A 25,798-nucleotide genomic window follows, 5' to 3' on the forward strand; every position below is an offset into this window, starting at 1 on the left:
CGCTCACTCCTCCTTGCGCCCGAGGCCGAACCAGCGTGCCTGCACCACCGTCGCCACCGCGATGATCAGCGCCAGGATCACGGCGCCCGCGCTGCCCAGCCCGAGGTTCTGATCCCGGCCGAGCGCCGTGTAGTAGAGGTAGACCAACGGCGGCCGGGCGTACGGCGGATAGCCGCGGGCGTCGCTCAGCAGGTTGTAGAACTCGTCGAACGCCTGGAACGCATTGATCACCAGCAGCAGCACCACCGCCACCGAGGTGGCGCGCAGCTGCGGAAAGGTGATGTACCAGAAGGTCTGCCGGCCGGGCCGCGCCCCGTCCACCGCCGCCGCCTCGTACAGCTGCGGCGAGATCCGCTGGAGCCCGGCCAGGAACAGGATCATGTAGAACCCGGCCTGCAGCCACAGTCGTACGGTCACGATGACCAGCCAGTACCAGGGCGGATCGGTCGTCGACAGCCACGCCGTCTGGTCCGCCCCGAACCACCCCAGCACCGTGTTGGCCAGCCCGAACCGCACCCCGTTGAAGATCGACAGCTTCCAGATCACCGACGCGACGACATACGAGCAGGCCGTCGGCAGAAAGAACACCGACCGGAAGAACGCCTGGGCGAACCGCAGCCGGTTGACCATCAGCGCCAGTGTCAGCGACAGCACATAAGTCGCCGGCACGATGAACGCCGTGAACAGCAGAAACGTCCCCAGGCTGCCGAGGAACGAGGCATCGCTGAGCATCGCGCCGTAGTTGCCCAGGCCGACGAAATCCGCGCCGGACGGACTGACCGTGTTGTGCGCGTCGAAGAAGCTCAGATAGACGCTCCACACCAACGGCACGTAGGTGAACAGCCCCAGCCCGAGGGCGAACGGCCCGACAAAGACCCAGAACCACAGATTCCGCCGCTGCGGCCCGAGCAGCCGGTCCCCGGGCGAGCGTCGTCGTCCGGCGTCCGGCACCACTGCCGGCCGGGGTGCCGGCGCCTCGGCGACCGCCCCTCCGCTCCCTCCCACCGTCATTGCTTCTTGACCCGCTGAGACTCGGCATTGACCTTGCGCACCACGGTCTTCAGCTCGCTCTCCGGGTTGGCGCCGTCCTTGATGATCCGGCTCAGCGCGTCCTGATAGGCGGTACGGTCCGCGGTCGTCCACAACAGCGGCTCGGCGTAGCCATGGTCCGTGGCGAGACGGACCGCGTCCGCCGCCGGTCCCTCCCGCAACTGCTCGGCTTTCTTCGCCAGCGAGATGCGGGCCGGGATGTGGAAGCCGTACGACAACGCGAAGTCCTGTTGGTAGTCGGTGCGGTCCACCCACAGCCACTTCGCGAAGGCCTTGGCCTGCGCCTGGCGCTTGCTCCGCGCACTGACCGCGCAGCCATAGGCACCCACCTGAACGGAAGGCTTCCCGCCGCTTCCGTCCTTCGGGAACGGCAGGACCCCGAAGTCGTCGCCCAGTGCACTCTTGATCTGCGGCAGCGCCCACAGCCCCGACCACTGCATCGCGGTCAGCCCCTGTATGAAAGCGGCCGGATCGGACCAGTCCGTGGGTGCCCCCAACAGCAGCGACTTGTCTGCGTACAGCTGCCGGATCTTTCCGAGCGCCCGCGCCGCGGCCGGATCGTCGAAGCCGGCCTTCCCGTCCTCGCCGATCAGACTCAGACCGGCAGCGAACAACGGCGTCCCACCGAGCACGCCCACCCCACCGTCATTCCCCAGGAACAGTCCCTTGGTCTTCTTGTCGCTGAGCTTCTTCGCCCCGTCCACCAGCTCATCGAGCGTCTGCGGCGGCCGTACCCCGGCCTTTCTCAGCAGGCTCTTGCGGTAGTAGAGCAACTGCATGTCCACCACCTGCGGGATGCCCCAGATCTTGTCCTGCCAGATCTTCGGCGCCAGCGCGGCCTGGTGGAAATCATCCTTGACCGGCTCGACGACCTCGGTCAGATCGGCCACCTGCCCGCCCTGGATCTGCTCCAGCAGAGGCCCGTTGACCTCGAAGACGTCCGGCCCCGAGTCGGTGAGCAGCGCCGCCGCCGTCTGCCGGTCGTAGTCTCCCGGCCGCCACTGCACCGACACGTGCACCTTCCGGTACGCGGCGGCATACCGCTTCACGGCCCGCTCGGTCTTCGGCTCCCCGTACTGGTGGTACCACTGCCGGATCTCCGGTCCCGAACCCCCGCCGTCCCGCCCGGTGTTGGAACCACACGCCGTCGCCAGCCCCGCGGCAAGAGCAACCCCACCACCGGCCGCCAACAGCCGCCGCCTGTCGATCTCCGTCATGACACTCGCCCCCTGCGCTCGTCACGTCCCGGTGATGGTCGATCACCGACGGTGCAGCAACCCACTTTGCCGCATGCGCGTGAGGTGCGCATTGCCTGTGGATAAAGCCGGGAGCGGGGTGGGGCCGAGGGCGGAGGAGCAGGGCGTCATCAATCCGGGCTCCCTGGGGCTGAGTTCGCTCCCGATCCACCGGTTTCTCCCCCCCCGGTGGCTGTGTTGCTCTTGACCGAATACCCACCACGGCCCGCTGCCTGAGCCCGCCCGCGCAGGACAATACGGAGATGGACTCGGAGAACGGTGACGACCGACGGCAGCAAACGGGCGGCTTGCCAAGCGAACTGCGCGGGACCGCAGTAGTGCTCCGGCCGACCACGGAGTCGGACGTCCCCACTCTGGACCGCATCGTCCGGGAACCGGAGGTCGCGGCGTGGTGGTCAGTGCCCGACGACTACCGGGGCATGCTCGCCGTCGTCCTCAACGACGCGGTCATCGGCGCGATCCAGTTCTCCGAGGAGCCCGACCCCGAATTCCGGCACGCCGGCATCGACATCTTCCTCACGGCGAGCCGGCACGGAATGGGCCTCGGCACCGACGCCGTCCGCACACTCGCCCGTTGGCTGATCCACGAACGCGGCCACCACCGCCTCACCATCGACCCGGCCACGGCCAACACCGCCGCCATCCGCAGCTACCGCAAGGCCGGCTTCAAACCCGTGGGAATCATGCGGGCTTACGGACGCGACTACCGGACGGGCGGTTGGGCGGACGGGCTGCTGATGGATCTGCTGGCCGATGAACTGACGTGAGGCGGAGGGTGGAGGGAAGCGCCATCCCGGCCCGCCGGACCACCTCGCCGACCGCGACCGACTCACGGAGTGGGGCGGCGCCGTTTGCGGTATTGAGCGATCGCTGAATCCGGCGGGAAGTTGGGCACGAAGGTCAGCGCGCCGTCAGTCTTGGAGATCACGAGATGGCTCCCGCCGAAGGAGCGGGGCTCGGTGGGCGGGAACGTGGCGTAGACGAGATAGCCGATGTCGAATTCCTTGACCCGCATCGGCGCCGGAGAGCCGTCCGCCAATGTGGGCTGGGCCTGGCGGCTGCGGGCGATGGCTAGCGCTTCCTCAGGGGTGGTCGGAGGGGCGGGGGTGCCGTCCGGCCAAACATGCGTGGCCAACTCCCTGTTATTCGGGGGACCGGCGCTGCTGTCGGTAGAGGTCGATGGCCGACTCGGTGGGGAGGTTGGGCACGGTGACGGTTTCGCCGGTGTCCTTGGCCACGATGATCTTCGCTCCGCCGGGTGGGGCCGGCTGGGGCTCGCCCGAGTCGTCGAGGGTGTCGGGGTACGCGGGGTACACGAGATAGCCGAGGTCGAATTCCTCAACCTGCATCGGAGCGGGTGAACCGTCTGCCAGCTTGGGCTCGGCGTAGCGGCTACGAACGATGGCGAGCGCTTCTTCGGGGGTGGCCGGTGGTGCGGGGATGTCCTGAGGCATAGCCGATCTCTCCTGATTCTCCTGGCGAGTCTGGTTCTTGGGCGGGGCGGTTCGGCCGGCTGGTCATTCGGATGCCGTCTGCGTCAATCTCCCACAGGCAAGCCCTGCCTGGGTTCGTCAATCGCCATGCACACACGAATTCTCCTCCCGATAAGCGTCTGCGAATTCAATGCGCCATGGCCATATCTCACGCCGTGTAGGTTTTGTCCACCGTGAGGTTTCCGTCCTCGTCCCACCTCTGGCGCTGTAGGTACCTCCCCTTGGGGCTGAAGACCGAGAACTCAGCGAGTTGGCCGTTTGGGTGCCACGTACGCCATTCGCCGACAGCCACTCCCAACCGGCACGAGCCCTCCTCCTTCTTTGCCCCGTTGGGGTACCACTCGGTCTGTGGGCCGGACTCGTAACCCTCCAGGTAGGAGACGAGGCTGATCACTCGGCCCTCTTCGTCGTGCGTAACGACTTCGCCGGTGAACGGATTGTCTTGGTAGTAGACGATGTTTCCGTTTTCCAAGTAGGTGTCTTCGTCGTCGATACGCATTTTTACTCCGAGGCGGGTGGCTCGAATCCTTGCGGCTCTTGCCTTCGATAATCGCGATTTGAGAAGTGGTAACGGCCGGAGAAGCTGGGGATGTCCCTGAGTATACAGTTGCAGTTTGCGCAGGCCGGCGCCGAGTCTCCCACGGTGAAGTCGGGATTGTCCCGGCTGGGGTTCTTGAACCAGCGCGGGTCGAACCGCATTTCCTTCAGCGCTTCGCGACTGAGCTCGCCCTGCTGTCGTTGGCGCGCCCACAGCAATTCGTTCACGGCCTTGACCTCGGCGTGCCGCAACGGCTGGTCCTCGTGGGCTTGTCCTTCCAGGACCCAGTCGACCCTCTCCCCCGGAATGGGCCTACCGTTTTCGTCGGTTGCCGGCCTCTGAGTGGGCACGCCCGGTGAATCCATCAGCGGATGCATCCACTGGGCCATGTCCATGTAGTTTTCGCGCAACAGCGGATGGAGGTGTTCCGGTGGAATGAGGTTCTTCGCCGTACCGTTGACGCCCTCGGCGATGATTCCGGTCCGAAGGTCGATCGCAAGGGCCGAGCACGGGCCTTCACGTTTCGTCGATCCCAGCTCAGCGTAATGCAGAGCGCGCTGGTGGGAAAGCTCCTGAAGATATTGCTTGACCGGCTTGTTGTCGATCTCCGTGATCAGACCATTCTCGATGGTCACCCGTTCCGTGTCTGTCAGGTCGATCGTTTCGACAATGGCGCCCCGCGACTTGTCCAGCTTGAACTTGGGGTCGCGGATGTCCGGTGCGTCGCCCGGGTCCTCCGGATCGTCGAAGGTGATGGGATCTTCGACCCGTTCATTGCTCGCCGACAGGGGCTTGTGCGGCTCGGTGGGCTCGTCGGCCTTGTCGCTCTGGTCTTCGTCGTGGTCGGCCGGCTGGTCTGCTTCCGCTTCCGCCGGGTCGGCAGCAGGCTTGTTGTCGTCTTCGTGCTGCGCGGTGTCGTGATCGTTGCCGGACGGCTCGGCCGGCCCGTTGGGTTCGGGCTGGGCGAGGCTCTCAGGGGTCGGGGACGGCGTCGGGGACGGCGTCTGGGGCTGGGGCGAGGTTGGCCGGCCGGTGTCGGGGTTCTCGTGGTGCGAGTCCGGAGTGGGAGGCCGGCTGCCGGGATCCTCGATGGGGGGCCTGCCGTAGATCCACGGATTGTGGTCGTGGCGAAGGGCATTGGCGAGGTGCTGCGAGAGGCTCGCGCCTTGGGCCTTCGGGGCACCTTCGTGATTGCTGGAAGTGTTCGGCTCCTGCTTATCGGTGGGCGCCTTCTCCGGTCCTGTAGTGGAGTCCTCGCCGGTAGACGCCTCGTCCGACAGAGCGTCGTCGGTGTCACCGGGCGACTCGTCGGCCGGGGTGTCGGTGTGTGGAGCGGGAGCGTCCTCGGGCTTGGTTTCGGTCTGTTCGGTGGGGGTGTTGTCGGGCTTGGGGTCCGTCTGCTCGGCCGGTGAGTTCTCGGGCTTCGTCTCCGCTTGGTCGGTGGAGGTGTTGTCCGTGTTGGTTTCGGTCTGTTCGGTGGTGTTGGAGTCCTGCTTGGGCCCGGTCTGCTTGGTTGCGGACTCCTCGTCGGGTTTGGCCACGGCCTGGTCAGCGTGCAGCGGCTGGCGGTTGGCGTCCAGCGGGATGTAGAAGGCGTGCGTTGCCTTGGAGATGTGGATGGGGTCGTGGCTGACCTGACCGGTCTGGGTGTCGATCCAGACGATCTTGCCGTTGTAGTTCACGGCATTGAAGGCATGGCCGCCGCCCTGCGGCTTGGGCCAGTTGACCTGGACGATCGCTGCCGCTCCGTGACCGGCCTTCAGGAGGTCATTGGCGATACGGGTGGCGGTGTTCGGGTCCTTGCCCTCTCCGGCGTAGCTGTGCTTGGCGCCGCTCCAGCGAATCTGGTTCTCGTTGGACGCCCGCTCCGGGGACCAGGTGTCGGGCTTGCCGTCCTTGTCGGTGTCGGGTGTGCGGGGTGCGGAGACCTGCGGGTTGCCGAACCAGGTCTCCAGGAAGGAGCGGGAGCAGTCGGCGCAGTTGTTGCTGCGGCCGGGGACGGTGTTGCCGCCGTCGTTCTGGAGCTGGGCCCACGAGTCGAAGGGGTTGGCGAAGCGCTGCGGGGTGCCGTCCTCGTTGCGAGGCATGGCGTTCTCCAGCGCCTGCTGGTCCTGAGGGTTCGGCGGAAGCAGACCCTCGGGGTGGTGGTTTAGATCGTTGCGGATCGCGCCGTGGGTGGTGGGATTCTCCTGCTCCTGCTCCTGCTCCTGCTCCTGCTGCTGCGGAGGTGCGGCGTTCTCTTGGTTGATGGGCGGCTGCTGGTGGGGAGCCTGCTGCTGGTGGGGCTGTGACTGTTGCTGCGGTGCCTGCTGCTGGTGGGGCTGTGCCTGCTGCTGCGGTGCCTGCTGCTGGTGAGGAGCGTGCTGCTGAGGCGTCGGCTGCTGCGGTGCCTGTTGCTGTTGCTGTTGCTGTGGCTGAGGCGTCGTCGGCTGTGGTGCCTGCTGTTGGGCGTGCGGTGCTTGTTGGTGCGGGGCCGACTGCTGCGGGGCGGACTGCTGCGGTGCCTGCTGCTGTGGCACCTGTTGCTGTGCGTGCGGTGCCTGCTGCTGTGGCACCTGTTGCTGTGCGTGCGGTGCCTGCTGCTGCGGCTGCTGGTTGTACGGGCTGGGCTGATGTTGCGGTGCCTGCTGCTGGTGAGGAGCCGACTGCTGCTGAACGTGCTGCTGTTGCGGTGCCTGCTGCTGTGGCTGCTGGTTGTACGGGGTTTGCTGCTGCGGCTGTTGCTGCTGGGCGTACGGGTTCGGCTGGGGCTGCTGCTGGGCGTGCGGTGCCTGCTGCTGGTAGGGGTTCGGCTGCTGCGGCTGTTGCTGCGGCTGCGGGTTGTACGGGCCCGGCTGCTGTTGCGGAACCTGCTGCTGGTGCTGCTGGTGCTGCTGATATGGGCTGGGCTGCGGCTGGGCGTACGGGTGCTGCTGATGCGGCTGTGCGTAGGGAGCAGGCTGCTGTTGCTGGTACGGGTTGGGCTGCTGGTTGTGGGGGCCGGGCTGGTGCTGCTGGAACGGGCCCGGTTGCTGCTGGGCATGCAGGTAGGGCTGCTGCTGCGGGACCGGCTGCTGGTGTTGCGGTGCCTGCTGTTGGGCGTGCGGGCCGGGCTGTTGGTATGGCTGGTTGTACGGGCTCGGCTGGGGGTGCGAGGCCTGCTGGTGCTGCTGGTACGGGTTGGGCTGTTGCTGTTGCTGTTGCTGTTGCTGTTGCTGGGCGTATGGGTTGGGCTGCTGGGCATGCGCCTGCTGCTGATGCTGCTGCGGCATCGGGGCCTGCTGCTGGGCCTGAGCTTGTTGTTGTGCCTGGGCCTGTGCCTGGGCCTGGGCCTGGGCCTGGGCTTGCTGCTGGGCGTGCGCTTGCGCCTGCTGTTGGGCTTGGGCGTGTGCCTGTGCCTGCTGCTGGGCCTGTGCTTGTGCCTGTGCTTGCTGGTGGGCCGTGGTGGGGATGAATGGTTGTCGGTTGGCGTCGAGGGTGAGGTGCCAGACGTCTGCGGCCTGGGTGTTGATGGGTTTTTTGCTGACTTCGCCGCTTTGGCTGTCGACCCAGACGACTTGGCCGTTGTGGTTGACGGCGTTGAAGACGTGGGCGCCACCGGGCTCGCCGTTGGGCTTTTTCGGCCAGGTGACCAGGACGGCTGCTGATGCGCCGTGGCCGGCTTGGCGAAGCTCGTCGGCTATGCGGGCGTAGCCGTCCTTGGAGTTCTTGCCGGAGGAACGGAATCCGGTGCCGGCGAACTGCTCGATGTGGGTGGCGCCGTCTCGTTCACCGGTCCTGTCGTCGATGCCGCCGTGGCCGTCCGGGTCGAGGGTGCGGGGTGCGGAGACCTGGGGGTTGCCGTACCAGGAGTCCATGAAGGAGCGGGTGCAGTCGGCGCAGTTGTTGGACCGGCCAAGGACGCCCATGCCGCCGTCGTTCTGCAGTTGGGCCCAGGGCTGGAAGGGGTCGTTGAACGGTCGTGGAGTGCCGTCCTGGTTGCGCGGGAAGCTCGCTTCCAGCGCGCGCTGGTCGCCGGGGAACGGTGTATGCAGTCCGTGCGGACGGTGGTTGAGCCCGCTGCGCACGTTGGAGTTGCTTCGGACGTGCGGGGGCTGGGGGACCGGAGTCCGGCGCTGGGCATGCTGATTCGGCAGTTGCTGCGCCTGGTGCGGGTTCTGCTGCTGTTGGTGGTGCGGTGCCTGTTGGTGGTGCGGCGCCGGCTGCTGGTGGGGAGCCTGCTGCTGCGGGGCGGGCTGGTGTGGCTGCTGGTGCTGGGGCGCGTGCTGCTGAGGGTGCTGCTGAGGGGGCGTGTGGCTCTGAAGCGTGGGCTGGTGCTGCTGCTGCGGCGGCTGCTGATGGGCGTACGGGTTCGGTTGCTGCGGCTGCTGGGCGTGCGGTGCCTGCTGCTGGTAGGGGTTCGGTTGCTGCGGCTGCTGCTGCGGCGTCGGCTGCGGGTTGTACGGGCCCGGCTGCTGCTGGGCGTACGGCTGCTGGTGCTGCGCGTACGGCTGCTGCTGCCAGTGGGAGTTGGGGTTCGGTGCGCCGGGGTTCTGGGCGTCCGGGCGTGGCGGAGCCTGGTCGGGGCCGTCGGCCCGGGGCCGGTTCGTACCGGGCGAGTCCGGCCGCTGGGCCGCGTCCGGGTGCGTGGTGTCACCGCTCGGGTCGGCAGGGGTCTGCGGGCGGCTGTCGCCCTGGCCGGGCGAGTCCGGGCGATGGGGATCGGAGTTCCCGGGCCGGGAGTCGTCGTCGCGGACGGGGCCGTCGAGACGAGGGTTGTGCGGGGGGCGTTCGGGGGTGGGCTGCTCGGTGTGATCGTGGACGATCTGCGAGCCGTCGGGGCGGCGGTTGTTGCCGGGTGGTGTGGTGGGGGTGTCGCGACGGGGCCCGTCGAGGCGCGGGTTGTAGGGCGGAGGCTCGGGACGGCGCTGCTGGGTGGGGTCGTGGATGACCTGCGAGCCGTCGGGGCGGCGGTTGGGGTCCGCGGGAGCGTTCCCGTTGCCGGCCTCGTTCCGGTTGCTTCCGTTGTTGCTGCCGTTGTTGCGGGGCGGGGTGGCGCCGCGGGGTGGCGTGGTGGCGGGGCCGCCCTGGGGTGGGATGGCGCCCGTCATCATCGGGCCGTTGGCCTGGGGGGTGTTGGCCTGGGGCGTGTTGGGCTGGGCCTGATGCGGGGTGGGGGCGGAGGGCGCGCCCGTGTCGGCGGTGTGCTGGGTGGGCGGGGGCATCGTGGCGGTGCCCGCGGACTGGGTGGTGACGGTGGTGTCGTCGGCGTCGTCCACGGTCGGCATGGGATCGCCGGGGGCGGGGTCACGCTGCTGGACGGGCTGGCCGGACGAGGGGGAGTGCTGTACGGGGGCGCCCTGGGGCGCGGAGCCGGCGTGCGGCATCGAGGCGCGGCCGCCACTGCCGCTGGTGGAGTCGTCCCCGTTGCTGTTGCCGGCTCCGTTGTGGGAGCCGGTGGAGCCGTCGTCGGCGGAGGGCGGGTTGCCGGCCACGGGGCCCGGATCCGGGCCGGGCGAGGGAGCCGGAGAGGGCTGGGAGGCATCGGGAGGCGACGGCTCGCTCGCCTGGGGTGCGTCGGGGCGTGCCCCGTCCGGGGTGTTGTCGGGGGCGGGCTGGGTGGTGACGTCGTCCGCGTCGGGACGTACGGGGTCCGGGGTGGTGTCCCGTGCGGGCTGGGTGCTGATGTCGTCCGCGTCCGGGCGCGCCGAGTCGGGGGTGTTGTCGGGGGCCGGTTGGGTGCTGACCGAGTCGGGGTCCGGGCGGGAGGCATCCGGGGTGGGGTTGCCCGAGTCGGGGGTGGGGCCGCCGTCCGGGGTGGAGCTGGAGTCGGGGGCGTGGGAGGACCCGTACGGGCTGTCGTTGCCGCCTGCGTAGCCCTCGTCGAAGGGGGAGCGCTGGTCCGGCGGCGGGAGAGGCTGCGCGTCGGGGACGTTGGGCGTGGAGTCCGGGCTGCTGCTGGGGGAGGTGTCGGAGGAGGGGGCGGAGTTGCTGCCCGCGCCTGCGTCCGGGCCGGGGCCGGAACCTGAGCTCGCGTCGGATCCCGTGTCGGCATGCGTGCCGGAGCCGTTGCCGCCGTCCGCGCCCGTGCTCACGTTGTCCGAGGCACGGGGCGAGTGGCTGTTGCCGCCGCCCGTGCCGCTGCCTGCGGACCCCCCGGATGCACCGCCGGAACCACCGCCGTCGGAGCTGCCCCCATCGGCGCCGCCGGCCGAGCCACTGCCGCCGGAGCCGCTGCCGCCGGAGCCGCTGTCCGCCCCGCCGCCATCGGAGCCGCTGCGCGAGCTGTCGGAGCCGCCGTCGTTGCCGCTGTCTGCGGACCCGCTGCGCGAGTTGCCCGAGCCGCCGTCGCCGCCGCCGTCGCTGCCTCCGGAATCGCTGTGCTCGCTTCCGTGCCCCGCGGCGCTGTCCAGCCCGCCGCGGGCGCGGCGGCCCGCGCGGCTGCCGGCGCCGTCGCGGAGGCTCTCGCCAAGGGTTTCACCGGTGTTCTTCAGGGCGTCGGTGGCGGCCTTCTTGCCCTCCTTGGCGGTGCGGCCGAGGTCGTAGCCCTTCTGGGCGCCGAAGTTCTGGTTGACCGTCTGGGCGATCAGGTCGGAGGCCATGGCCTGGAGCGCGGAGATCACCGGCTCCTTGGCGGCCTCCATGATGGCTTCAAGGAGCTGCTGGGCGACCTTCTTGAGGATCCTGCGGACCATCTCACGTGTCGCCAGCGTGGCCGCCGCGCCCCCGATTTCGGACAGACCGAGAGTGAAGGGGGCCGCGGCCTGCGCCGCGGCGATCTCCAGGGCCAGAATCACCAGCTGGGCGATCACGGCGACCTTCATGCCGAGGACCAGCATCGCGGCGGCCTCGAAGGTGAAGGCGATGATCTCGGCCGCCTCACGGGCATCGTCCAGATACCCCGAATTACCGCCGAGCTTCTCCCATACCTTACTGAACCCCTCGATGGCATCACCGGAGTTCTCCGCGAGCACATTGCTCGCATAGGTCCTGCCGCGGGCCTGGTGCTCCGCGACCTCCGCCGCGAAGTCACGCCAGACCTGCGCGCACTCCATCATTTTGTCTTCGTCCGCATGCGGCCAGTTGAAGCCGAGCATGTCCAGGACCCACTCAACGGCATGCGGTGGATTCAAAGACAAGGTGGAACTCCCCCGTGAAAAAAGTGCATTCAGGCACGTACCGGACGTGGCCCGGACAGGCCACTACGGCAAAAACTGTGGAGCGGCCGGCGGCGGCTAGTGCCTCGCGGGCGTGATGGAGGTACGGACATTGGGATCGACCGTCGGGTCCTGCCAGGCCCTCTTGTTCTCGACGTGCTGCTTCATCAGCGAGTCGTTGAAGTCCTCGTTCTCCGCATGGTTCTTGGACATCGACTTCAGCGCCTTGCCGATCTCCTGGAACTTGGCGACGAGGTGGCCCATCGATTCGTACATGCCGTCCCGTACGCCCTCATAGACGACACCGAAGTTCTCGCCGAGTTCGTCATCGCCCCACGGCGGGGCACCGTCCTTGCTGTCGAAGGTCAGCAGGCCGCTCAGGAATTGCTCGCCCTGCGACTTCTCCGGCGGCGCCTTCTCCTTGCCGTTACTCGGCGGCCCGGCATTCCGCTTGTGCAGGCCGTCCATCAGCCGGGCGACCGACGACGCGAAGTCATCGCCGAGCTTGGTGAGGTTCGCCCCCTCGGCCTTGAGGCTCTCCACGTCTGTCTGGAACCCGCCAGCGCCAGCCACAACATCCCCCGTGCTCGTACTGGTTACTTGATGCGATTCAAGCCAAAGTTTAACGGGCATCGCTGAGCCCCCGCCAGGGCTCCCCCCGGCGGGCGACCCGTCGGGCTCAGGAGCTGTTCGGGCGGTACACCCTGCGATAAATCGCCACCGCCTTCTCCTCGGGGAAGTTGGGCACGCTTGCCACCGCACCGTCGATCTTGGAGATGACGATGTTGCTTCCCCCTGGGGACGAGGGACGGCCAGTGGAGTCCTCGGTTGCCGGCCAGCCCGCATGGATGAGGTAGCCGATGTCGAATTCATGCACGTACAGCGAGCTGGGGCCACCGGGTGAGCCGACCTCGGGAAAGTACTTCTGGCCGATCTCCAGGGCCTCTGCCTCATTCGTCGGCAGGGGCTCCGGCCCGAGCCGGGGGCGGATCCGGGGTGGCGTGGGGGGCAGGCCGGGGGCGCTGCCCGGCTGGGTGTATTCGGTCATCGTGCTGACTCCCTGTTGCTCATCCGGTGGATGCTGGTCAACCTAACCCACGCCCTGGTGGGGCGGTTGGTTCACGTCCGGGCAGCAGCAGCCGGCCGGTGAACCGGTGCTTTCACCGCTTTCTCCAGACACTGTTCACTGAGCGGGAGCACCGCTCATGGTGCTGGCTGCCGGGGGCGGTTGGACAGATGGAGGGTGAGCAGACCCTCACCCGAAGAGCACCCGCGCCAGCCAGAACTCCAGCAACTCCGCGTCGCCGGTGATCTCGTAGGCGCCGTTGTCGCTGGGGGCCCGGCCGTAGATGAGGAGCAAGAGGTCCGTCAGGGGGGCGCTTACGGAGACGGCAGCCGGTTCCTGGGCGCGACGCCAGGCGAGGGTGTTGCCGGTGAGGTCGACGAGCCAGTCGGCGGCCGCTTCCGGTGGTGTGTCCGTGGCGTGGAAGTGGAGGGTGCGGCCGGGGCCGAGGAGTTCGCGCCGGTCCGGGTGGTGGTCGAACATCTCGGGCAGGGAGCCCAGTTCCATCCATTCGTCGAGGCAGTCGAGGGCGACCCGCTGGCCGACGGCGAAGTCCCGGCCGAGGGTCAGCGTGACATCGGCCCGGTGCATGACCGTCTCGTGGGCCATGCGGCGGGCGAAGAAGCGGGGAGAGCCGGAGGGGAGCGGGGTCCAGATCCGGGCGTCGGGGCCCGCGGCGCGGAGCGTGTCGGCGAGGAGCCGGGCGCCCTCGGTGAGCCAGGCGGCGAGCGCGGCCGGGGTTTCGGTGGTGTCGCGGGGGAGGTCCCGGAGCGCGGTGTCGGGCGGGGGTTCGGTGGCCCGGGTCCGGACGAGTTCCTCGACCCAGCGGTGAGCCTCGCCCAGATGCCGGAGCAGTTGGGCGAGGTTCCAGTCCGGGCAGGACGGCACGGCGGCCGTCAGCTGGGTGTGCTCGTCGAGGCCCGCACTCAGCAGGTCGGCCTGGTCGACGATTTCGGCGCAGTGGGCGTCGTAGTCCATGGCGTCACGGTAGAGGCCGGGACCGACAACGAGCCGTCACCGCGGGTGATGAGTGGTCTCCGTGGGTGAATGTGTGGCGTCGTGCGTCGCATCTCCGTGCGTGTTCGTTCTTCACGGATGCTTGCCGCAGGTGCCGCAGGTGCCGTCGGCGGTGTGGGCGGTGTGGGCGGTGTGGGTGACGCCGATGGTGCCGGTCAGTGGAGGGGCGCCCCGTTGGCCGTCTGGAGGTCGCGGAAGCGGACCAGTCGGATTCCGCAGAAGTCCTCGGGGTCGTCCTCCAGGCCGAAGCAGGCGGCGATGATCCAGACGATCAGGAAGAGGTAGCCGCCCAGCCAGCGCCGGAACAGACGGGGAAGCCGTGGGCGGCTGCCGTCCGTTTCGCGGATGACGCGGGTGCGGGCCGCGAACTTGCCGAGGCTTGCGCCGGTGATGCTGGTCAGCAGGACATGGTTGAGGAACGAGATGCCGAAGCCGGACCCGGCGACGGCGTAGATGCTCTGCAGGGCGGGCAGATCGGCGCGGTCGGCGGAGTTGAGGGCGACAAAGGCGGCGGCCAGGGCCAGCAGGCCGTCGACGAGTATCGCCCCGAACCGGCGCATGGTGCCCGCCTCTTCGGGGATGCGCGGAGCCGTGGTCGGCGGACCGTACGGGGCGTGCGGAGCCGGCTGCGGCGGATACGGGTGCTGGGGCCCCTCATAGGGATTGCGCGGACCCTGATGGGGATGTCGCGGTTCCTGTTGCGGGGGCTGCTGTCCCTGATAGGGATGCGGAGGTCCCTGATATGTGGGTTGCTGCCCCTGCTGCGGACCCTGGTAGGGGTTCTGTGGGCCCTGGTAGGGGTGCTGCGGTGCCTGTTGTTGAGGGGTGGGGTACTGCTGTGGCTGGTAGGGCTGTGGCCCCTGCGGTGAGGGCTGCTGCGGCGGGAAAGGTCGCTCGTACACGGGTACGGATTTTTCCATGCCGTACGGGTCAGAAGGCCGCAGCGGGACGGGAGAAGTCGTAGCGGACGCCGGTGAGTTGTTCCGAGGCCGCCCACAGACGCTCGCTGTTTGCGTCCTTCCTGGTCCAGGGGGCGCGGAAGGACGGTGCGGGGGCGCCGCGCAGTCCGCTGCGCGGGCCGACGAAGGAGTCCGGCCGCATGTGCGGGGCGGTGGCCGCGCAGAGGGTGCCCAGGGCGCCGCCGTCCGGGGACTGGGCGAGCACCCGGTTGGCGGCCTCGGCCATGCGCTCGGCAGCGGTGCGGCCCTCCATCCGGACGCCCGCGGTCTGGAGATTGGTGGAGGCGTAGCCCGGGTGCGCGGCGGCCGCGACGACCTGTGAACCGGCCGCGGCCAGCCGCCGGGCCAGCTCGTGGACGAAGAGCAGGTTGGCGCTCTTGGAGCGGGCGTAGGCGATCCAGCGGCGGTAGGAGTGCTCGCTGTTGAGGTCGCTGTAGTCGAGGTCGGCGAGCGCGTGCAGCATGCTGGAGACGGTGACGACGCGGGCGCCGGGCGTGGCGAGGAGCTTGGGCAGCAGCAGCCCGGTCAGCGCGAAGTGGCCGAGGTGGTTGGTGCCGAACTGCATCTCGAAGCCGTCGGCGGTGGTGCGGTACGGCAGGGCCATCACGCCCGCGTTGTTGATGAGCAGGTCGAGGCGGTCGCCGTCGAAGTCGTCGAGGGTGGCGGCGAAGTCCCGTACGGAGGACAGGTCGGCCAGGTCGAGCGGACGGAACTCGGCCTCTGCGGTGGGGACTTCGGTGCGCAGCCGGTCCAGGGCGGCGATTCCGCGCGTCTCGTTGCGGCAGGCCAGCAGCACGCGGGCGCCCCGGCGGGCCAGTTCGCGTGCGGTGACGTAGCCGATGCCGCTGTTCGCGCCCGTGACGACCGCCGAGCGGCCCGTCTGGTCGGGGATGTGGCTGGTGTTCCACCTCGTCACGCCTGCGCTCCTCCGTAGGGGGCAACCAGGTTACGCCGCGGGGTGGGGCGGACGGGGTTGGTGGGGCGGAGGTGACGGACACGGCGCGGCGAGCCCTCCGGGGGCGCCGTCCGGCACCGTCGCGCCGGCCGCACGGGCGCCAGCCCCACCAGCCGGTTCAGCCCCACCAGCCGGTTCAGCCCCACCGGCCGGTTCAGCCCCACCGGCCGGTTCAGCCCCACCGGCCGGGTGACTGCACCGGCGCCAGTCGCACCAGCCGCGCTGCGGCCGCGGCCGCACTCCTGGCCCGCGGCCGTGCTCGGCCCGCGGTCGCGTTCCGCCCGCGGTTACTTCCGCGTCCTTCGCCGCGGCCGTCTTCCCCGGTCGTGGTCAGTCCCCGGCCGGGGTCAGTCCCCTTCGGCGAGGCGCTTGATCGCCGAGAGGCGGGTGTCCCAGGCGGCGGCCACCCGCTCCATCCACCGGGCGGTGACCCCCAGCCGCTCCGGGATGACCCGGTAGCGGGCTTCCCTGCCCGCCCGGTGGCCGGCGACCAGACCGGCCCGGTCCAGGACGCCCAGGTGTTTGACGACGGCCTGGCGGCTGACCGGGAGTTCCGCCGCCAGGACCGTGGCGGTCGCCTCGCCGTGGGCGGCGAGGGCGTCGAGTATCCGGCGCCTGGTCGGGTCCGCCAGCGCGGCGAACACCTCCGCCACGGCGTCCCCGCCCGCGCCGGGGCCCGCGCCACGCTCCGGCCCGGCTTCCGCCCCGGCTCCCGGCCCGACACCCAGCACGACTTCCGGCCCGGCTCCCGCCCCGGCGTCCGCTCCCGGTGTCGTCTCCTTTGTCATGCCGTGAGCCGCTCCGTGTACCGCCGGATGTTCTCCACCTGGCCGGACCAGCCCTCGGCGTGGCTCTCGTAGCCGGCGGTCTTGCGGCGCTCCTCGGGAATGGTGAGCGCGGCGAATCCGGTCTCGACGACGCGTAGCCGGGTGCCGTCGCCCTCCGGAGTGAGCGTGAACTCGACGAGGGTGGAGTTGCCCTCCGTCGCCACCTCGCCCGGGAAGGCGCCGGCCCAGCGGTACGAGAAGTGGCGCGGCGGGTCGACCGTCACGATGGTGGTCGGGAACCGGCCGTACTCGCCGTGGTCGAGCTGCATGATGCCGCCCGGCCGCAGGTCGACCGGTGTCGGCTCGCCCTGGCCGAACCACGAGCCGACATGTTCCGGCTCGGTGAGCACGGCCCAGACCCGCTCCACGGGCGCGGCGATGCTGATCTCCCGCTCGATACGGTCCTTGCCGTCGCCGCCCGAGCTCTGATTGCCGTTGGTGCTCATGACGTGCGCCTCCTGCCGCTGATGGCCTACGTGCTACCCAATGGTTGCACGTACCTCCAGGAGGTGCAACTGGTGGGTTGCGCATCAGGCGGCGCGGCGCGCCACCGCCGGCGGCCTCCGCGGTTCCTCCCGATCCCCTCCGTTCCGCGAATCACTCCCTTCGCGCACCCCGCACACTCCGTACGTCATAAGCCGCGACCGACACCGACGCATCGTCCAGGCAGCTCCCCGACGCCAGGTCGAAACGCTGCTTGAGCAGGGGCGAGGCCACGAACGGGCGGCCGTCGGACGAGCCGGTCAGGCCGCGGGAGAGGACCTGGGCGCCGGTGAAGGGGTCGCGGTTGCCGATCGCGTAGGGCTGCCCCGCGCGGTCGACGAAGAGTGCGGCCTGGGTGCCGTCCGGGAGGAGTGCCGCGACACCGCGCCCCGGGATGAGGTCGGCGAGCGTGCAGACCGGGAGCCAGCCCTCGGGGCAGCGGATCTCGACCGTGGCGGCCGCGGCGTCCTCCACGGGGCTCTCCATGGAGCCCCCGGCGACGGCGTCGGCCGTGCGGGTGAGCGGTGCAGCAGTGGTGGCGATGGCAGTACTCATCACACAGAAGTCCCTTCCAGAGTGCGTACAGGCAAGGTCGGCCCGGCCAGCAGCGTCAGGTCCGGCTTGACCTGGTCGCGCTCGGGCACGAAGCGGACGGACGGATCGGGCGCGTCGGGCGCGTTGACGAAGGAGACGAAGCGGGCCAGGCGCTCGGGGTCGGCGAGGGTCTCGGCCCATTCGTCGCGGTAGTGGGTGACATGGGCGGCCATCAGGGCCTCCAGTTCGTCGCACAGCCCGAGGGAGTCGTGGACCACGACGTCCCGGACGTGGTCGAGGCCGCCCTCGATCCGCTCCAGCCACGCGGAGGTGCGCTCCAGCCGGTCCGCGGTGCGGATGTAGAACATCAGGAACCGGTCGATCAGCCGGATCAGTTCGGCGTCGCTCAGGTCCTGGGCGAGCAGATCGGCGTGCCGCGGGTCGGCGCCGCCGTTGCCGCCGACGTAGAGGTTCCAGCCGTTGGAGGTGGCGATGACGCCGAAGTCCTTGCCGCGGGCCTCTGCGCATTCCCGCGCGCAGCCGGAGACCGCGGACTTCAGCTTGTGCGGCGAGCGCAGCCCCCGGTAGCGCAGCTCCAGTTCGATGGCCATACGGACCGAGTCCTGCACGCCGTAGCGGCACCAGGTCTGCCCCACACACGACTTCACGGTGCGCAGCGCCTTGCCGTACGCATGCCCCGACTCGAAGCCGGCGTCCACCAACCGTGCCCACACTTGCGGGAGTTGGTCGACCCGGGCGCCGAAGAGGTCGATCCGCTGGCCGCCGGTGATCTTCGTATAGAGGCCGAAGTCGCGGGCCACCTCGCCGATCACGATCAGCTTGTCCGGAGTGATCTCCCCGCCGGGGATGCGCGGCACGATCGAGTACGAGCCGTTGCGCTGGAGGTTGGCGAGGAAGTGGTCGTTGGTGTCCTGGAGGGCGGCCTGTTCGCCGTCGAGCACATAGCCGTCCGCGCCGACGCTGGGCGCGAGGGAGGCGATGATCGAGCCGACGGTCGGCTTGCAGATTTCGCAGCCGTCGCCGTTCCTGGCCTCCGGGCGGCCGTGCGAGTCCAGCAGCTCGGCGAAGGTCGTCAGCCGCAGGGTGCGGACGATCTCGTACAGCTCGGCGCGGGTGTGCGGGAAGCAGCCGCACAGTCCGGTGTCGATGGTGGCGCCGGTCGCGGCCAGCTCGTCGTTCATCACGGCGGTCAGCGATTTGACGCAACTGCCGCAGCCGGTACCGGCCTTGGTGCACTTCTTCACCTCGGGGAGCGTCCCGCAGGAGTGCTCGGTGACCGCCGCCCGGACCGTCCCCTTGGTCACGTTGTGGCAGTTGCACAGCACCGCGCTGTCCGGCAGCGCGGACGGGCCGAGCGCGGCGGCCCCGCCCCCGGACGCCCCGGCGGGCAGTACCAGTTGCTCGGGCGGCACCGGCGGCACGCTGCCGGTCAGCGGCCGCAGCATGCCGTACGCCTCGGCGTCACCGACCAGCACCCCGCCCAGCAGCTCGCCCGCGGCGCCGATCACCAGCTTCTTGTAGACGCCGCTGCGGGCGTCCGCGTAGACCACGTCCAGACAGCCGTCGGCGGTGCCGTGCGCGTCGCCGAAGGAGGCGACGTCCACGCCGAGCAGCTTGAGCTTGGTGGACAGATCGGCGCCGGTGAAGCCGTCGACGGTTTCCGGAGCGGCGCCGAGTGCCTCGGCGAGCGTGCCGGCGGCCGTGCGGGCCATGTCGTAGCCGGGCGCGACCAGTCCGTAGACCCGGCCGTCGGCGGCCAGCGCGCACTCGCCGATCGCGTACACCGCGGGGTCGGCGGTGCGGCACAGCTCGTCGACGACGATCCCGCCGCGTTCGCCGACCGGCAGCCCGCAGTCCCGGGCGAGCTGGTCGCGCGGCCGGACGCCGGCGGAGAAGACCACCAGATCGGTCTCGATCCGGGAGTCGTCCGACAGGCCCATGGCGGTCACCGCACCGTCCGCGTCCGCGACGATCTCCTTGCCGCCGACGCCGGTGTGCACCTCCAGGCCCATCTCCTCGACGGTACGGCGCAGCGCGCGGCCGCCGCCCTCGTCGACCTGGAGGGCCATCAGCCGCGGCGCGAACTCCACGATGTGGGTGCGCAGCCCCAGCCCCTTCAGCGCCCCCGCCGCCTCCAGGCCGAGCAGCCCGCCGCCGACCACCACACCCGTGCGGGCGTTCTCGGCGTACGCCTCGATGGCGAGCAGGTCCTCGATGGTGCGGTAGACGAAACAGCCCGCGCTGTCCTTGCCGGGCACCGGCGGGACGAACGGGTAGGAGCCGGTGGCCAGCACCAGGGCGTCGTAGCGGACGGTCAGGCCGGAGCGGGCGGTGACCGTGCGGGTGGTGCGGTCGACGGCGGTGGCCGGGTCGCCGAGGTGCAGTTCGATGCCGTGCCGGGCCATGAAGTCCGGATCGGCCAGGCTCAGGTCCTCCGGCGTGCGGCCGGCGAAGTACGACGTCAGCTGGACGCGGTCGTAGGCCGGGCGGGGCTCCTCGCACAGCACGACCACCCGCGCCCGCCCGGTGACGCCGCGGTCGGCCAGCTCCTCCAGGAAGCGCTGGCCGACCATGCCGTGGCCGATCAGGACAAGGGTGGGGGTGGTGCCAGGCGCGGCGGCTGGCGTGGCTTCCGGGTGCGGCGGCATCGAGGTCATGTTCAGCAGCCTGCGGCCCGGCTGTTACCCGCCCGCATCTGCTCTGTTTCCCGGGCGGAACGCTGCCCTCAGTGGGGGGCGGGCGGGCGTGTGAGGGCGGGGAGACAGGCGGGGGAGGGGAGCGTACGGGGGCGGCGGGCCGCCTGCGCGAGGACGGGCCGCGCCCTGCCGGCGGGCCCGCCCCCACGACCGTCCGGTCCACCCGGCTGACTGACCACCCGGCTGACCGGCCAGCCGGTCAGCCCGTCGCCTTCGCCGGGCACAGCCGCCGCGGCTGCGTGTCCGTACGCAGCTTGGCGTCGACACAGCCGCCCGGCAGCCCGTCGTGCGCCCGGCTGCCGAAGTTGGCGGTGACGGTCAGCGCACCGTCGCCGAAGACCGTGCGCTGGACGCTGCGGTCACCGGTCAGCCACCGGAACGAGGTCAGCCGCTCGGTACCGGCCGCCCGGTGCAGCGGCGAGAAGTACTTCTGCAGCGCGGCCAGTTCCGGCCCCTTCTTCGCCAGCGCCGGGCCGTCGAGCACATAGTTCAGCGGGGTGTTGTAGAGCATCGCCAGCAGCGCCCGGTCGGTCTTCTGCTCCGGCAGCTTCTCGTACGACAGCTCCCACCGCTCGGCGTTGACCAGCGAGCCGTGCAGCGCGGTCTCGTAGAGGGGGACGCGGTACTTGGGGTCGTACATGGCCGTGGCCAGTTCGGTGGGCAGCTTCACCGGCTTGAAGAAGGCGCCCGGGGCCTTCTCCGGGTAGTAGCCGCCCCAGGTCTTCCGGTCCTTCTCCAGCTTCCACAGACCGTCGGCGGCCGGGGTGCCCGAGCCGTGGTCGTAGGCCAGCACCTGGTTGGCCCAGGCCTGGGCGGACTCCGATCCGAGGACGAGGTTCTGGGACAGCCGCCGCATCCGGGCGAGCCGCATCTCGCGGTCGCCGCCCTTGGTCATCTCATGGCCCCTGGCGTGGTCGCGGAACACCTCGCCCGTCGCGTCCACGTCGAGGAAGTAGCTGTCCGCCCCGTTGGCGACCATCGTGCGGGTGCGGTCGGCGAGGTAGTGCTTACCCGGCTCGGCCTTCTCGAAGGCCCGGGAGCTGAGGTAGCAGCCGCGGCCCCCGAACCCCGTCTCAGGGGTGCCGTCCGCCTTCCGTATACAGAAGTCGGGGTAGACCCGGCCGGGCCAGACCGAGGTGGGGCTGTCGGCGGACTTCGGGTCCTGCCCGTTGGCGAAGGTGTCGTACGGGCCGACGAGATAGCCCGCCTTCTTGGCGGCCCGCACCGCCGCGGCGTTCATCGGATCCGGGCCGGCGTCGTAACCGAGCCACATCCGGTCCACGCCGAGCCGCTTCAGCCTGCCGACCCCGGAGGCGGTCCGCGCGTCGCCCCACACATAGGCGTGGAACGCGCCGAGCAGCTTGCCGTTGGCCGGGTTCTGCCGGATCTTCTGACGCAGACTGCCGAGCTGCCCGTGCTGGGCGAGGTAGGAGCGGTAGTCGGTGGCGGGGGCGACCGGGTTGCCGTCGGTCAGGGCGAACGAGACCTCGTAGTCCCGGGTGCCCTCACCGGCGTCGAAGGCGTGCGCGGCGGTGGTGCGCAGCCGGCCTCCGGTGGACGCGAAGCGCAGCGAGGTGCCGATGTCGGTCGGCGTCAGATAGCTGACGCCGGCCCCGCCCTTGCCGCCGCCCATGGAGTAGCCCCAGAGCGGAAGCGAGAGCCCCTCACCCACGTCGACGGAACTGCCGTCCAGTCCGCCCTTCTCCTCCCCGCCGTTCCAGAACGCGTCCCGCACCGGCACGTCCAGGCCTTCACCGCGCGGCAGTTGGAGAGCCGACGCGCCCCGGTCGGTACCGGTCACCGGCCAGCTGACCGACCCGTCACGGTCCGCCCGCATCGTGATCCGCAGCCGTCCGCGCTCCGAACTGGCCGTGACCCTCAGCCCCTTGGCCGGATACGTCCAGCGCGCCCCGTCGCCCGTCCGCGTCACCGGCCCCGGCTTCCCGAGCCCGCCTCCGGCCGGAGCGGACAGCGCCAGCTCCCGCCCGCCACCGGTCTTCGCGGTCACCGCGAGCGAGGCGGTGTCGACGACGGCCGTGCCGCCGGTGACGGGCAGTTCGAGCCGACTGCCCTCCAGCGTCCCGGCGGCGGCACTGCCGCATCCGGACACTCCGAAGGTGGTCGCGGTCAGGGCGAGGGAGGCGGCGAGGACGCGGGTGGCGGTGGTCCGGCTACGGCCATGCCCCTCAAGGGACTTGGAATCAGGGATCTGGGAATCATCGGATGTCATGGGGACTGGATAGTCCCGGGTCTTAAGAGGGTTCTAAGAAGTCATGGTCCGTTCGACATCTGGCGCAGCCCGCAGCCGCAGATGGCCGGGGTCTCCCGAGTGGTCCACGGCGACTTCGACGACTGCGTCGTCCTTGAAGCGGAGGGTGAAGCGAGGGCTGAGGCCGAGGCAGGTGGAGGAATGGGCCCACCATTCGAGGTGCGCCAGGTCTGTGTCGCCGCTCACGCCGGTGAGGGCATTGCCGCCGTGGCGCTTTGTCTCTGCACCGGCCGGTTGAGGTGGAGGCTGAGGAACGGTCCGTGGTGTGCCCGGACAGGTCCTAGTAACGGATCGACGGAAACCACTCCCCGCGCCCCTTGGGCGTCAGATCGAGCAGATGCCACACGGGCGTGAGCAGGTCGATGCCGCGCTGGTCGATGTCGTCGGCCATCCCCGGGTGCACCGAGTAGACGTGGCGCACCGAGCCGGCGTCGTCGCGGCTGAAGACCGACACCGTCGAGTCCTGGTTGCCGTCGGCGTCCTCGCTGCCCAGGTCGTATTTGAAGGTGCTCGTCCCGGCGCTCAGCAGCCGCAGATTCGACCACTGCCGGTCGCGGGCGTAGGCGCGCAGTACCGGTAGTCCGGCCGCCGCGACGACGGCGAAGTCGACGTTCCGTGTGACGTGCTCGACGATCCCGTTGAACCCGTCGATCCACATCGTGCACATGGGGCAGGCCGTCTTCTGCTCCTTGCCGAACATGAAGTGGTAGACGATCAGGTCGCGTCCCGGCTCGCCGAACAGCTCGCTGAGTCGTACGGACCGCGCCGGCTCGTCCCCGGCGTCCAGATCCGCGGGACCTTCCTCGAAGACGTAGTCGTCGACGACGGGGCCGGGCGGTAGCCCGCGACGCAACTCCGCGACCCGTTCCCGCTGCCGCATCAGGTCGATCTCGGCCTGCCGCAGCTCCTCGCGGGCCTCGGTGTACTCGGCCGGCTCGCCGGCAAGACGGGTCTGGCGCATCGCATCTCCTGGACGACTCCCGGCACACGGCCGCGCCCCCCCCGGCCGCCAGCCGCTTTGCTCACCATCGTGTGCGGACGGGCGGTGCCTCGCCAGGCGGGACGGCCGGAAGGGGACCGGATGGGGGACCGGCCGGGAGACCGGCCGGGAGCGGCGGGACGAGGGGCGTGCCGGGGCGAGGCCGGGGGCCAGGGGCAGCGGCGGTCAGGGCCAAGGGCAGCCGCGGCCAGGAGCGGGGGCAGCCAGGAGCAGGCGCTGCCAGGCGCAGGCGCTGCCAGGCGCAGCGTCCCCCGGAGCCCGACCTCCCACCTGGCGTGGGCCCCAGCCGCTCGTAGCTGCTGGGGCCCACGCCGATCCCGCTCTCACGCTCCGGCGGGCTGCTCCGCGGCCGTGTCGTGGCCCTCGGCGTCGGCGGCAGCGATCCGGCGCGGCAGTTTCACGGCCACGACGACCGTCACCAGGGTAAGAGCGGCGGCGACGCCGAAGGCCAGCTTCATTCCACTCAGCTCCGCGGGTACGGCGGCGACGCCGTCGGCGGTCAGGTGACCGGCGCGTGCGGTCATCACGGTCACCACGAGCGCGGTCCCGAACGCCGCGGCGACCTGCTGCAACGTCCCGAGCATGGAGCTGCCGTGCGAGTACAGGTGCGGGGGAAGCGCGCCCATGCCGAGGGTGAAGACCGGGGTGAAGGTCGCCGCCAGGCTCACCATCAGCAGCGCGTGCAGCCCCAGCACCTGCCAGAACGGCATCGTCATCGAGACCTGGGTGAACCCGCCGAGGGCGAGCACCATGCCGATCGAACCGGGCACCACCAGCGGCCGGCTGCCGAACCGGTCGAACACCTTGCCCACGGTCGGTCCGAGCAGACCCATGGCCAGACCGCCCGGCATGACCAGCAGGCCGGTCTCCAGCGGACTGAGCGCGCGCATGTTCTGCAGGTACAGCGGCAGCAGGATCATCGACCCGAGCATCGCCAGGAAGCCGATGGAGATGAGGGCCAGGGAGAGGCTGAAGGTGCGGTGCTTGAGGGTGCGCAGGTCCATCAGCGGCACACCGGTGCGCTGCAGCTTGAGCTGGCGGATCACGAAAACCGCGATGGCCGCGACCCCGGCGGCGACGATCCCGATGCCGAGCCCGATCCCGCCGTCGGTCTCGCCGAGCAGGCTCAGGCCGTACACCAGGCCGCCGAAGCCGAGCGCTGCCACGGAGACGCTCAGCCAGTCGATGGAGCTCACCTGCGGCTCGCTGATGTTGTCCATCTTGCGCAGCCCGAGCAGGGTCACCAGAGCGGCGATCGGCACCACGACCACGAACAGCATCCGCCAGGAGCCGGCCTGCAGGATCAGTCCGGACACGGCGGGTCCGAGCGCGGGCGCCACCGAGATCGCCAGGGTGACGTTGCCCATCACCCGGCCGCGGTCGTGCTCGGGCACCACGATCATCAACGTGGTCATCAGCAGGGGCATCATCACGGCGGTGCCCGCGGCCTGCACGATCCGGCCCAGCAGGAGCACCTCGAAGGAGGGCGCGACGGCGGACAGAACGGTTCCCGCGAGGAACACGCCCATCGCGATGGCATAGGCCTGGCGGGTGGTGACCCGCTGCAGGAACCAGCCGGTCACCGGAATCACGGCGGCCATGGTCAGCATGAACGCGGTGGACACCCACTGCGCCGACTGCTGGGTGATGTGCAACGAGTCCATCAGCCGCGGAATGGCGTTGATCAGGATCGTCTCGTTGAGGATCACGACGAACGTGGCCAGCACCAGCAGCCGCACCACGGTCGGTATTCGGCCCGCCTTCACGGCAGGTCGTTCTTGAACAGCAGCTGACATGCAGCACCTCGCTGGGGTTCCTGGTCGCAGTCGCCTCGCAGCCAAGGGCTGTCGGCACGAACGTGGGCGGTGATCGTGGGAAGAGACCGGCTCGCCCGGTGAAACTCATCGGTCGGCGCGAGTGTCTCTCATCGTCGCGCCGATCTCACTCGATTATGCGGAGGGCGCCGCAGTACCGGGGACTCGGCGGAGCCGTCCCGGCGAAAGGCCCCGGGGTGGTGCCCGGGCTGAAGGAAGCGGGGTGTCTTACGGGCTCGACGGTGGCTGCCTAGGCGTCCTGCGGGTACCAGCGGAGTTCGACGGTGTTGTCGTCCGGGTCGCTGACGTACAGCGACTGGCCCTTGCCCCGGGCGCCGAAGCGCGGCCCCGGGCCGTCGACCACCGTGAAATCGCCCGAGTCGACGACCTCCTGCCAGTCGAGCGGCTCGACGACCAGGCAGAGGTGATCGACATTGGAGCCGTTGGCGGACCCCTCGCGAGGCCCCTGGACGAGATCGATGATCGTCGTGGGGCTGACGCGCACGGAGGGGAAGGACACCTCGCCCGCGCGCCAGGCGTCCACGCGGACCGGCTCCAGGCCGAGCGGCCCGCAGTAGAAGGCGAGCGACCGCTCGACGTCGGCGACGTTCAGAACGAGGTGGTCGAAGCCGGTGACGCGCAGACGCATACGAGTTCCTCCGGGGACGCAGGGCCCGCGGCAGGGCCCGTCGGACTGGTTGTACAAGA

At 70.1% G+C, this 25,798-nt stretch carries 21 protein-coding genes; 1 reads left to right on the plus strand and 20 read right to left on the minus strand.

What is annotated here, in order from left to right; all coding sequences use genetic code 11:
* Window positions 1-3: 3 nt before the first annotated feature.
* Together ACFW5B_RS14445 and ACFW5B_RS14450 are read right to left on the minus strand one after the other, a co-directional pair.
* Window positions 4-1,011, minus strand: a complete 1,008-nt coding sequence (locus tag ACFW5B_RS14445; RefSeq protein ID WP_386438471.1) for a carbohydrate ABC transporter permease — start codon at window positions 1,009-1,011, stop codon at window positions 4-6.
* Window positions 1,008-2,267 (minus strand): ABC transporter substrate-binding protein, encoded by a 1,260-nt coding sequence (locus ACFW5B_RS14450; RefSeq protein WP_386438474.1) that lies wholly within the window; start codon window positions 2,265-2,267, stop codon window positions 1,008-1,010. The genes ACFW5B_RS14445 and ACFW5B_RS14450 overlap by 4 nt, the downstream gene beginning before the upstream one ends.
* A gap of 281 nt (window positions 2,268-2,548) precedes the next feature.
* On the opposite strand from ACFW5B_RS14450, the gene aac(6') reads away from it, so the two are divergent.
* Complete coding sequence (gene aac(6') / locus ACFW5B_RS14455) at window positions 2,549-3,073, plus strand: aminoglycoside 6'-N-acetyltransferase (protein WP_386438477.1); 525 nt, start codon at window positions 2,549-2,551, stop codon at window positions 3,071-3,073.
* 62 nt (window positions 3,074-3,135) lie between these two features.
* On the opposite strand, the gene ACFW5B_RS14460 is transcribed toward aac(6'), so the two are convergent.
* From ACFW5B_RS14460 to ACFW5B_RS14545, 18 genes are all read right to left on the minus strand, one after another.
* Entirely contained in the window at window positions 3,136-3,441 is a 306-nt protein-coding gene (locus ACFW5B_RS14460; protein WP_386438481.1) for a hypothetical protein, read from the minus strand.
* Between the two features lie 7 nt (window positions 3,442-3,448).
* Complete coding sequence (locus tag ACFW5B_RS14465; RefSeq protein WP_386438484.1) at window positions 3,449-3,760, minus strand: hypothetical protein; 312 nt, start codon at window positions 3,758-3,760, stop codon at window positions 3,449-3,451.
* A 187-nt stretch (window positions 3,761-3,947) separates the two neighbouring features.
* Window positions 3,948-4,298: a toxin-antitoxin system YwqK family antitoxin gene (locus ACFW5B_RS14470; RefSeq protein ID WP_386438487.1), complete on the minus strand. Its 351-nt coding sequence runs from the start codon at window positions 4,296-4,298 to the stop codon at window positions 3,948-3,950.
* Between the two features lie 2 nt (window positions 4,299-4,300).
* Window positions 4,301-11,434, minus strand: coding sequence for a toxin glutamine deamidase domain-containing protein (locus ACFW5B_RS14475; protein WP_386438490.1), 7,134 nt, complete (start codon window positions 11,432-11,434; stop codon window positions 4,301-4,303).
* A gap of 96 nt (window positions 11,435-11,530) precedes the next feature.
* Entirely contained in the window at window positions 11,531-11,995 is a 465-nt protein-coding gene (locus tag ACFW5B_RS14480) for a hypothetical protein (RefSeq protein ID WP_386438493.1), read from the minus strand.
* Window positions 11,996-12,131: 136 nt separating this feature from the next.
* Window positions 12,132-12,500, minus strand: a complete 369-nt coding sequence (locus tag ACFW5B_RS14485) for a hypothetical protein (RefSeq protein WP_386438495.1) — start codon at window positions 12,498-12,500, stop codon at window positions 12,132-12,134.
* 207 nt (window positions 12,501-12,707) lie between these two features.
* Window positions 12,708-13,493, minus strand: coding sequence for a maleylpyruvate isomerase family mycothiol-dependent enzyme (locus tag ACFW5B_RS14490; RefSeq protein ID WP_386438498.1), 786 nt, complete (start codon window positions 13,491-13,493; stop codon window positions 12,708-12,710).
* Between the two features lie 194 nt (window positions 13,494-13,687).
* Window positions 13,688-14,434 carry an RDD family protein gene (locus ACFW5B_RS14495; protein ID WP_386438501.1) on the minus strand — a complete coding sequence of 249 codons (747 nt, stop codon included), beginning with the start codon at window positions 14,432-14,434 and terminating at the stop codon, window positions 13,688-13,690.
* A gap of 28 nt (window positions 14,435-14,462) precedes the next feature.
* Complete coding sequence (locus ACFW5B_RS14500; protein ID WP_386438504.1) at window positions 14,463-15,407, minus strand: oxidoreductase; 945 nt, start codon at window positions 15,405-15,407, stop codon at window positions 14,463-14,465.
* A 386-nt stretch (window positions 15,408-15,793) separates the two neighbouring features.
* The gene (locus ACFW5B_RS14505; protein ID WP_386438737.1) at window positions 15,794-16,099 is read right to left on the minus strand and encodes an ArsR/SmtB family transcription factor; all 306 of its coding nucleotides are present in this window, start codon (window positions 16,097-16,099) and stop codon (window positions 15,794-15,796) included.
* Window positions 16,100-16,230: 131 nt separating this feature from the next.
* Window positions 16,231-16,719 (minus strand): SRPBCC family protein, encoded by a 489-nt coding sequence (locus ACFW5B_RS14510; protein ID WP_386438507.1) that lies wholly within the window; start codon window positions 16,717-16,719, stop codon window positions 16,231-16,233.
* A gap of 151 nt (window positions 16,720-16,870) precedes the next feature.
* Window positions 16,871-17,242, minus strand: a complete 372-nt coding sequence (gene nirD, locus ACFW5B_RS14515; protein ID WP_386438740.1) for a nitrite reductase small subunit NirD — start codon at window positions 17,240-17,242, stop codon at window positions 16,871-16,873.
* 68 nt (window positions 17,243-17,310) lie between these two features.
* Window positions 17,311-19,968, minus strand: a complete 2,658-nt coding sequence (gene nirB, locus ACFW5B_RS14520) for a nitrite reductase large subunit NirB (RefSeq protein WP_386438510.1) — start codon at window positions 19,966-19,968, stop codon at window positions 17,311-17,313.
* 238 nt (window positions 19,969-20,206) lie between these two features.
* A complete protein-coding gene (locus ACFW5B_RS14525) occupies window positions 20,207-22,237 on the minus strand; it encodes a glycoside hydrolase (RefSeq protein ID WP_386438513.1) in 2,031 nt (676 codons plus the stop codon).
* 33 nt (window positions 22,238-22,270) lie between these two features.
* Window positions 22,271-22,462, minus strand: a complete 192-nt coding sequence (locus tag ACFW5B_RS14530; RefSeq protein WP_386438516.1) for a hypothetical protein — start codon at window positions 22,460-22,462, stop codon at window positions 22,271-22,273.
* 94 nt (window positions 22,463-22,556) lie between these two features.
* Entirely contained in the window at window positions 22,557-23,237 is a 681-nt protein-coding gene (locus ACFW5B_RS14535) for a DUF899 family protein (RefSeq protein WP_386438519.1), read from the minus strand.
* Between the two features lie 362 nt (window positions 23,238-23,599).
* Window positions 23,600-25,072, minus strand: coding sequence for an MDR family MFS transporter (locus tag ACFW5B_RS14540; protein WP_386438522.1), 1,473 nt, complete (start codon window positions 25,070-25,072; stop codon window positions 23,600-23,602).
* A 268-nt stretch (window positions 25,073-25,340) separates the two neighbouring features.
* Window positions 25,341-25,733 (minus strand): VOC family protein, encoded by a 393-nt coding sequence (locus ACFW5B_RS14545; RefSeq protein WP_386438743.1) that lies wholly within the window; start codon window positions 25,731-25,733, stop codon window positions 25,341-25,343.
* Window positions 25,734-25,798: the final 65 nt, after the last annotated feature.

The organism is Streptomyces sp. NPDC058773 (assembly GCF_042746015.1).
Taxonomy (GTDB): Bacteria; Actinomycetota; Actinomycetes; order Streptomycetales; family Streptomycetaceae; genus Streptomyces.

Coding starts and splice junctions, on each gene's coding strand:
- ACFW5B_RS14525 (WP_386438513.1), bottom strand. CDS start 22,237: ATGACATCCGATGATTCCCAGATCCCTGATTCCAAGTCCCTTGAGGGG.
- ACFW5B_RS14485 (WP_386438495.1), bottom strand. CDS start 12,500: ATGACCGAATACACCCAGCCGGGCAGCGCCCCCGGCCTGCCCCCCACG.
- nirB (WP_386438510.1), bottom strand. CDS start 19,968: ATGACCTCGATGCCGCCGCACCCGGAAGCCACGCCAGCCGCCGCGCCT.
- ACFW5B_RS14540 (WP_386438522.1), bottom strand. CDS start 25,072: ATGTCAGCTGCTGTTCAAGAACGACCTGCCGTGAAGGCGGGCCGAATA.
- ACFW5B_RS14465 (WP_386438484.1), bottom strand. CDS start 3,760: ATGCCTCAGGACATCCCCGCACCACCGGCCACCCCCGAAGAAGCGCTC.
- ACFW5B_RS14470 (WP_386438487.1), bottom strand. CDS start 4,298: ATGCGTATCGACGACGAAGACACCTACTTGGAAAACGGAAACATCGTC.
- ACFW5B_RS14450 (WP_386438474.1), bottom strand. CDS start 2,267: ATGACGGAGATCGACAGGCGGCGGCTGTTGGCGGCCGGTGGTGGGGTT.
- ACFW5B_RS14490 (WP_386438498.1), bottom strand. CDS start 13,493: ATGGACTACGACGCCCACTGCGCCGAAATCGTCGACCAGGCCGACCTG.
- ACFW5B_RS14510 (WP_386438507.1), bottom strand. CDS start 16,719: ATGAGCACCAACGGCAATCAGAGCTCGGGCGGCGACGGCAAGGACCGT.
- ACFW5B_RS14445 (WP_386438471.1), bottom strand. CDS start 1,011: ATGACGGTGGGAGGGAGCGGAGGGGCGGTCGCCGAGGCGCCGGCACCC.
- ACFW5B_RS14535 (WP_386438519.1), bottom strand. CDS start 23,237: ATGCGCCAGACCCGTCTTGCCGGCGAGCCGGCCGAGTACACCGAGGCC.
- nirD (WP_386438740.1), bottom strand. CDS start 17,242: ATGGAGAGCCCCGTGGAGGACGCCGCGGCCGCCACGGTCGAGATCCGC.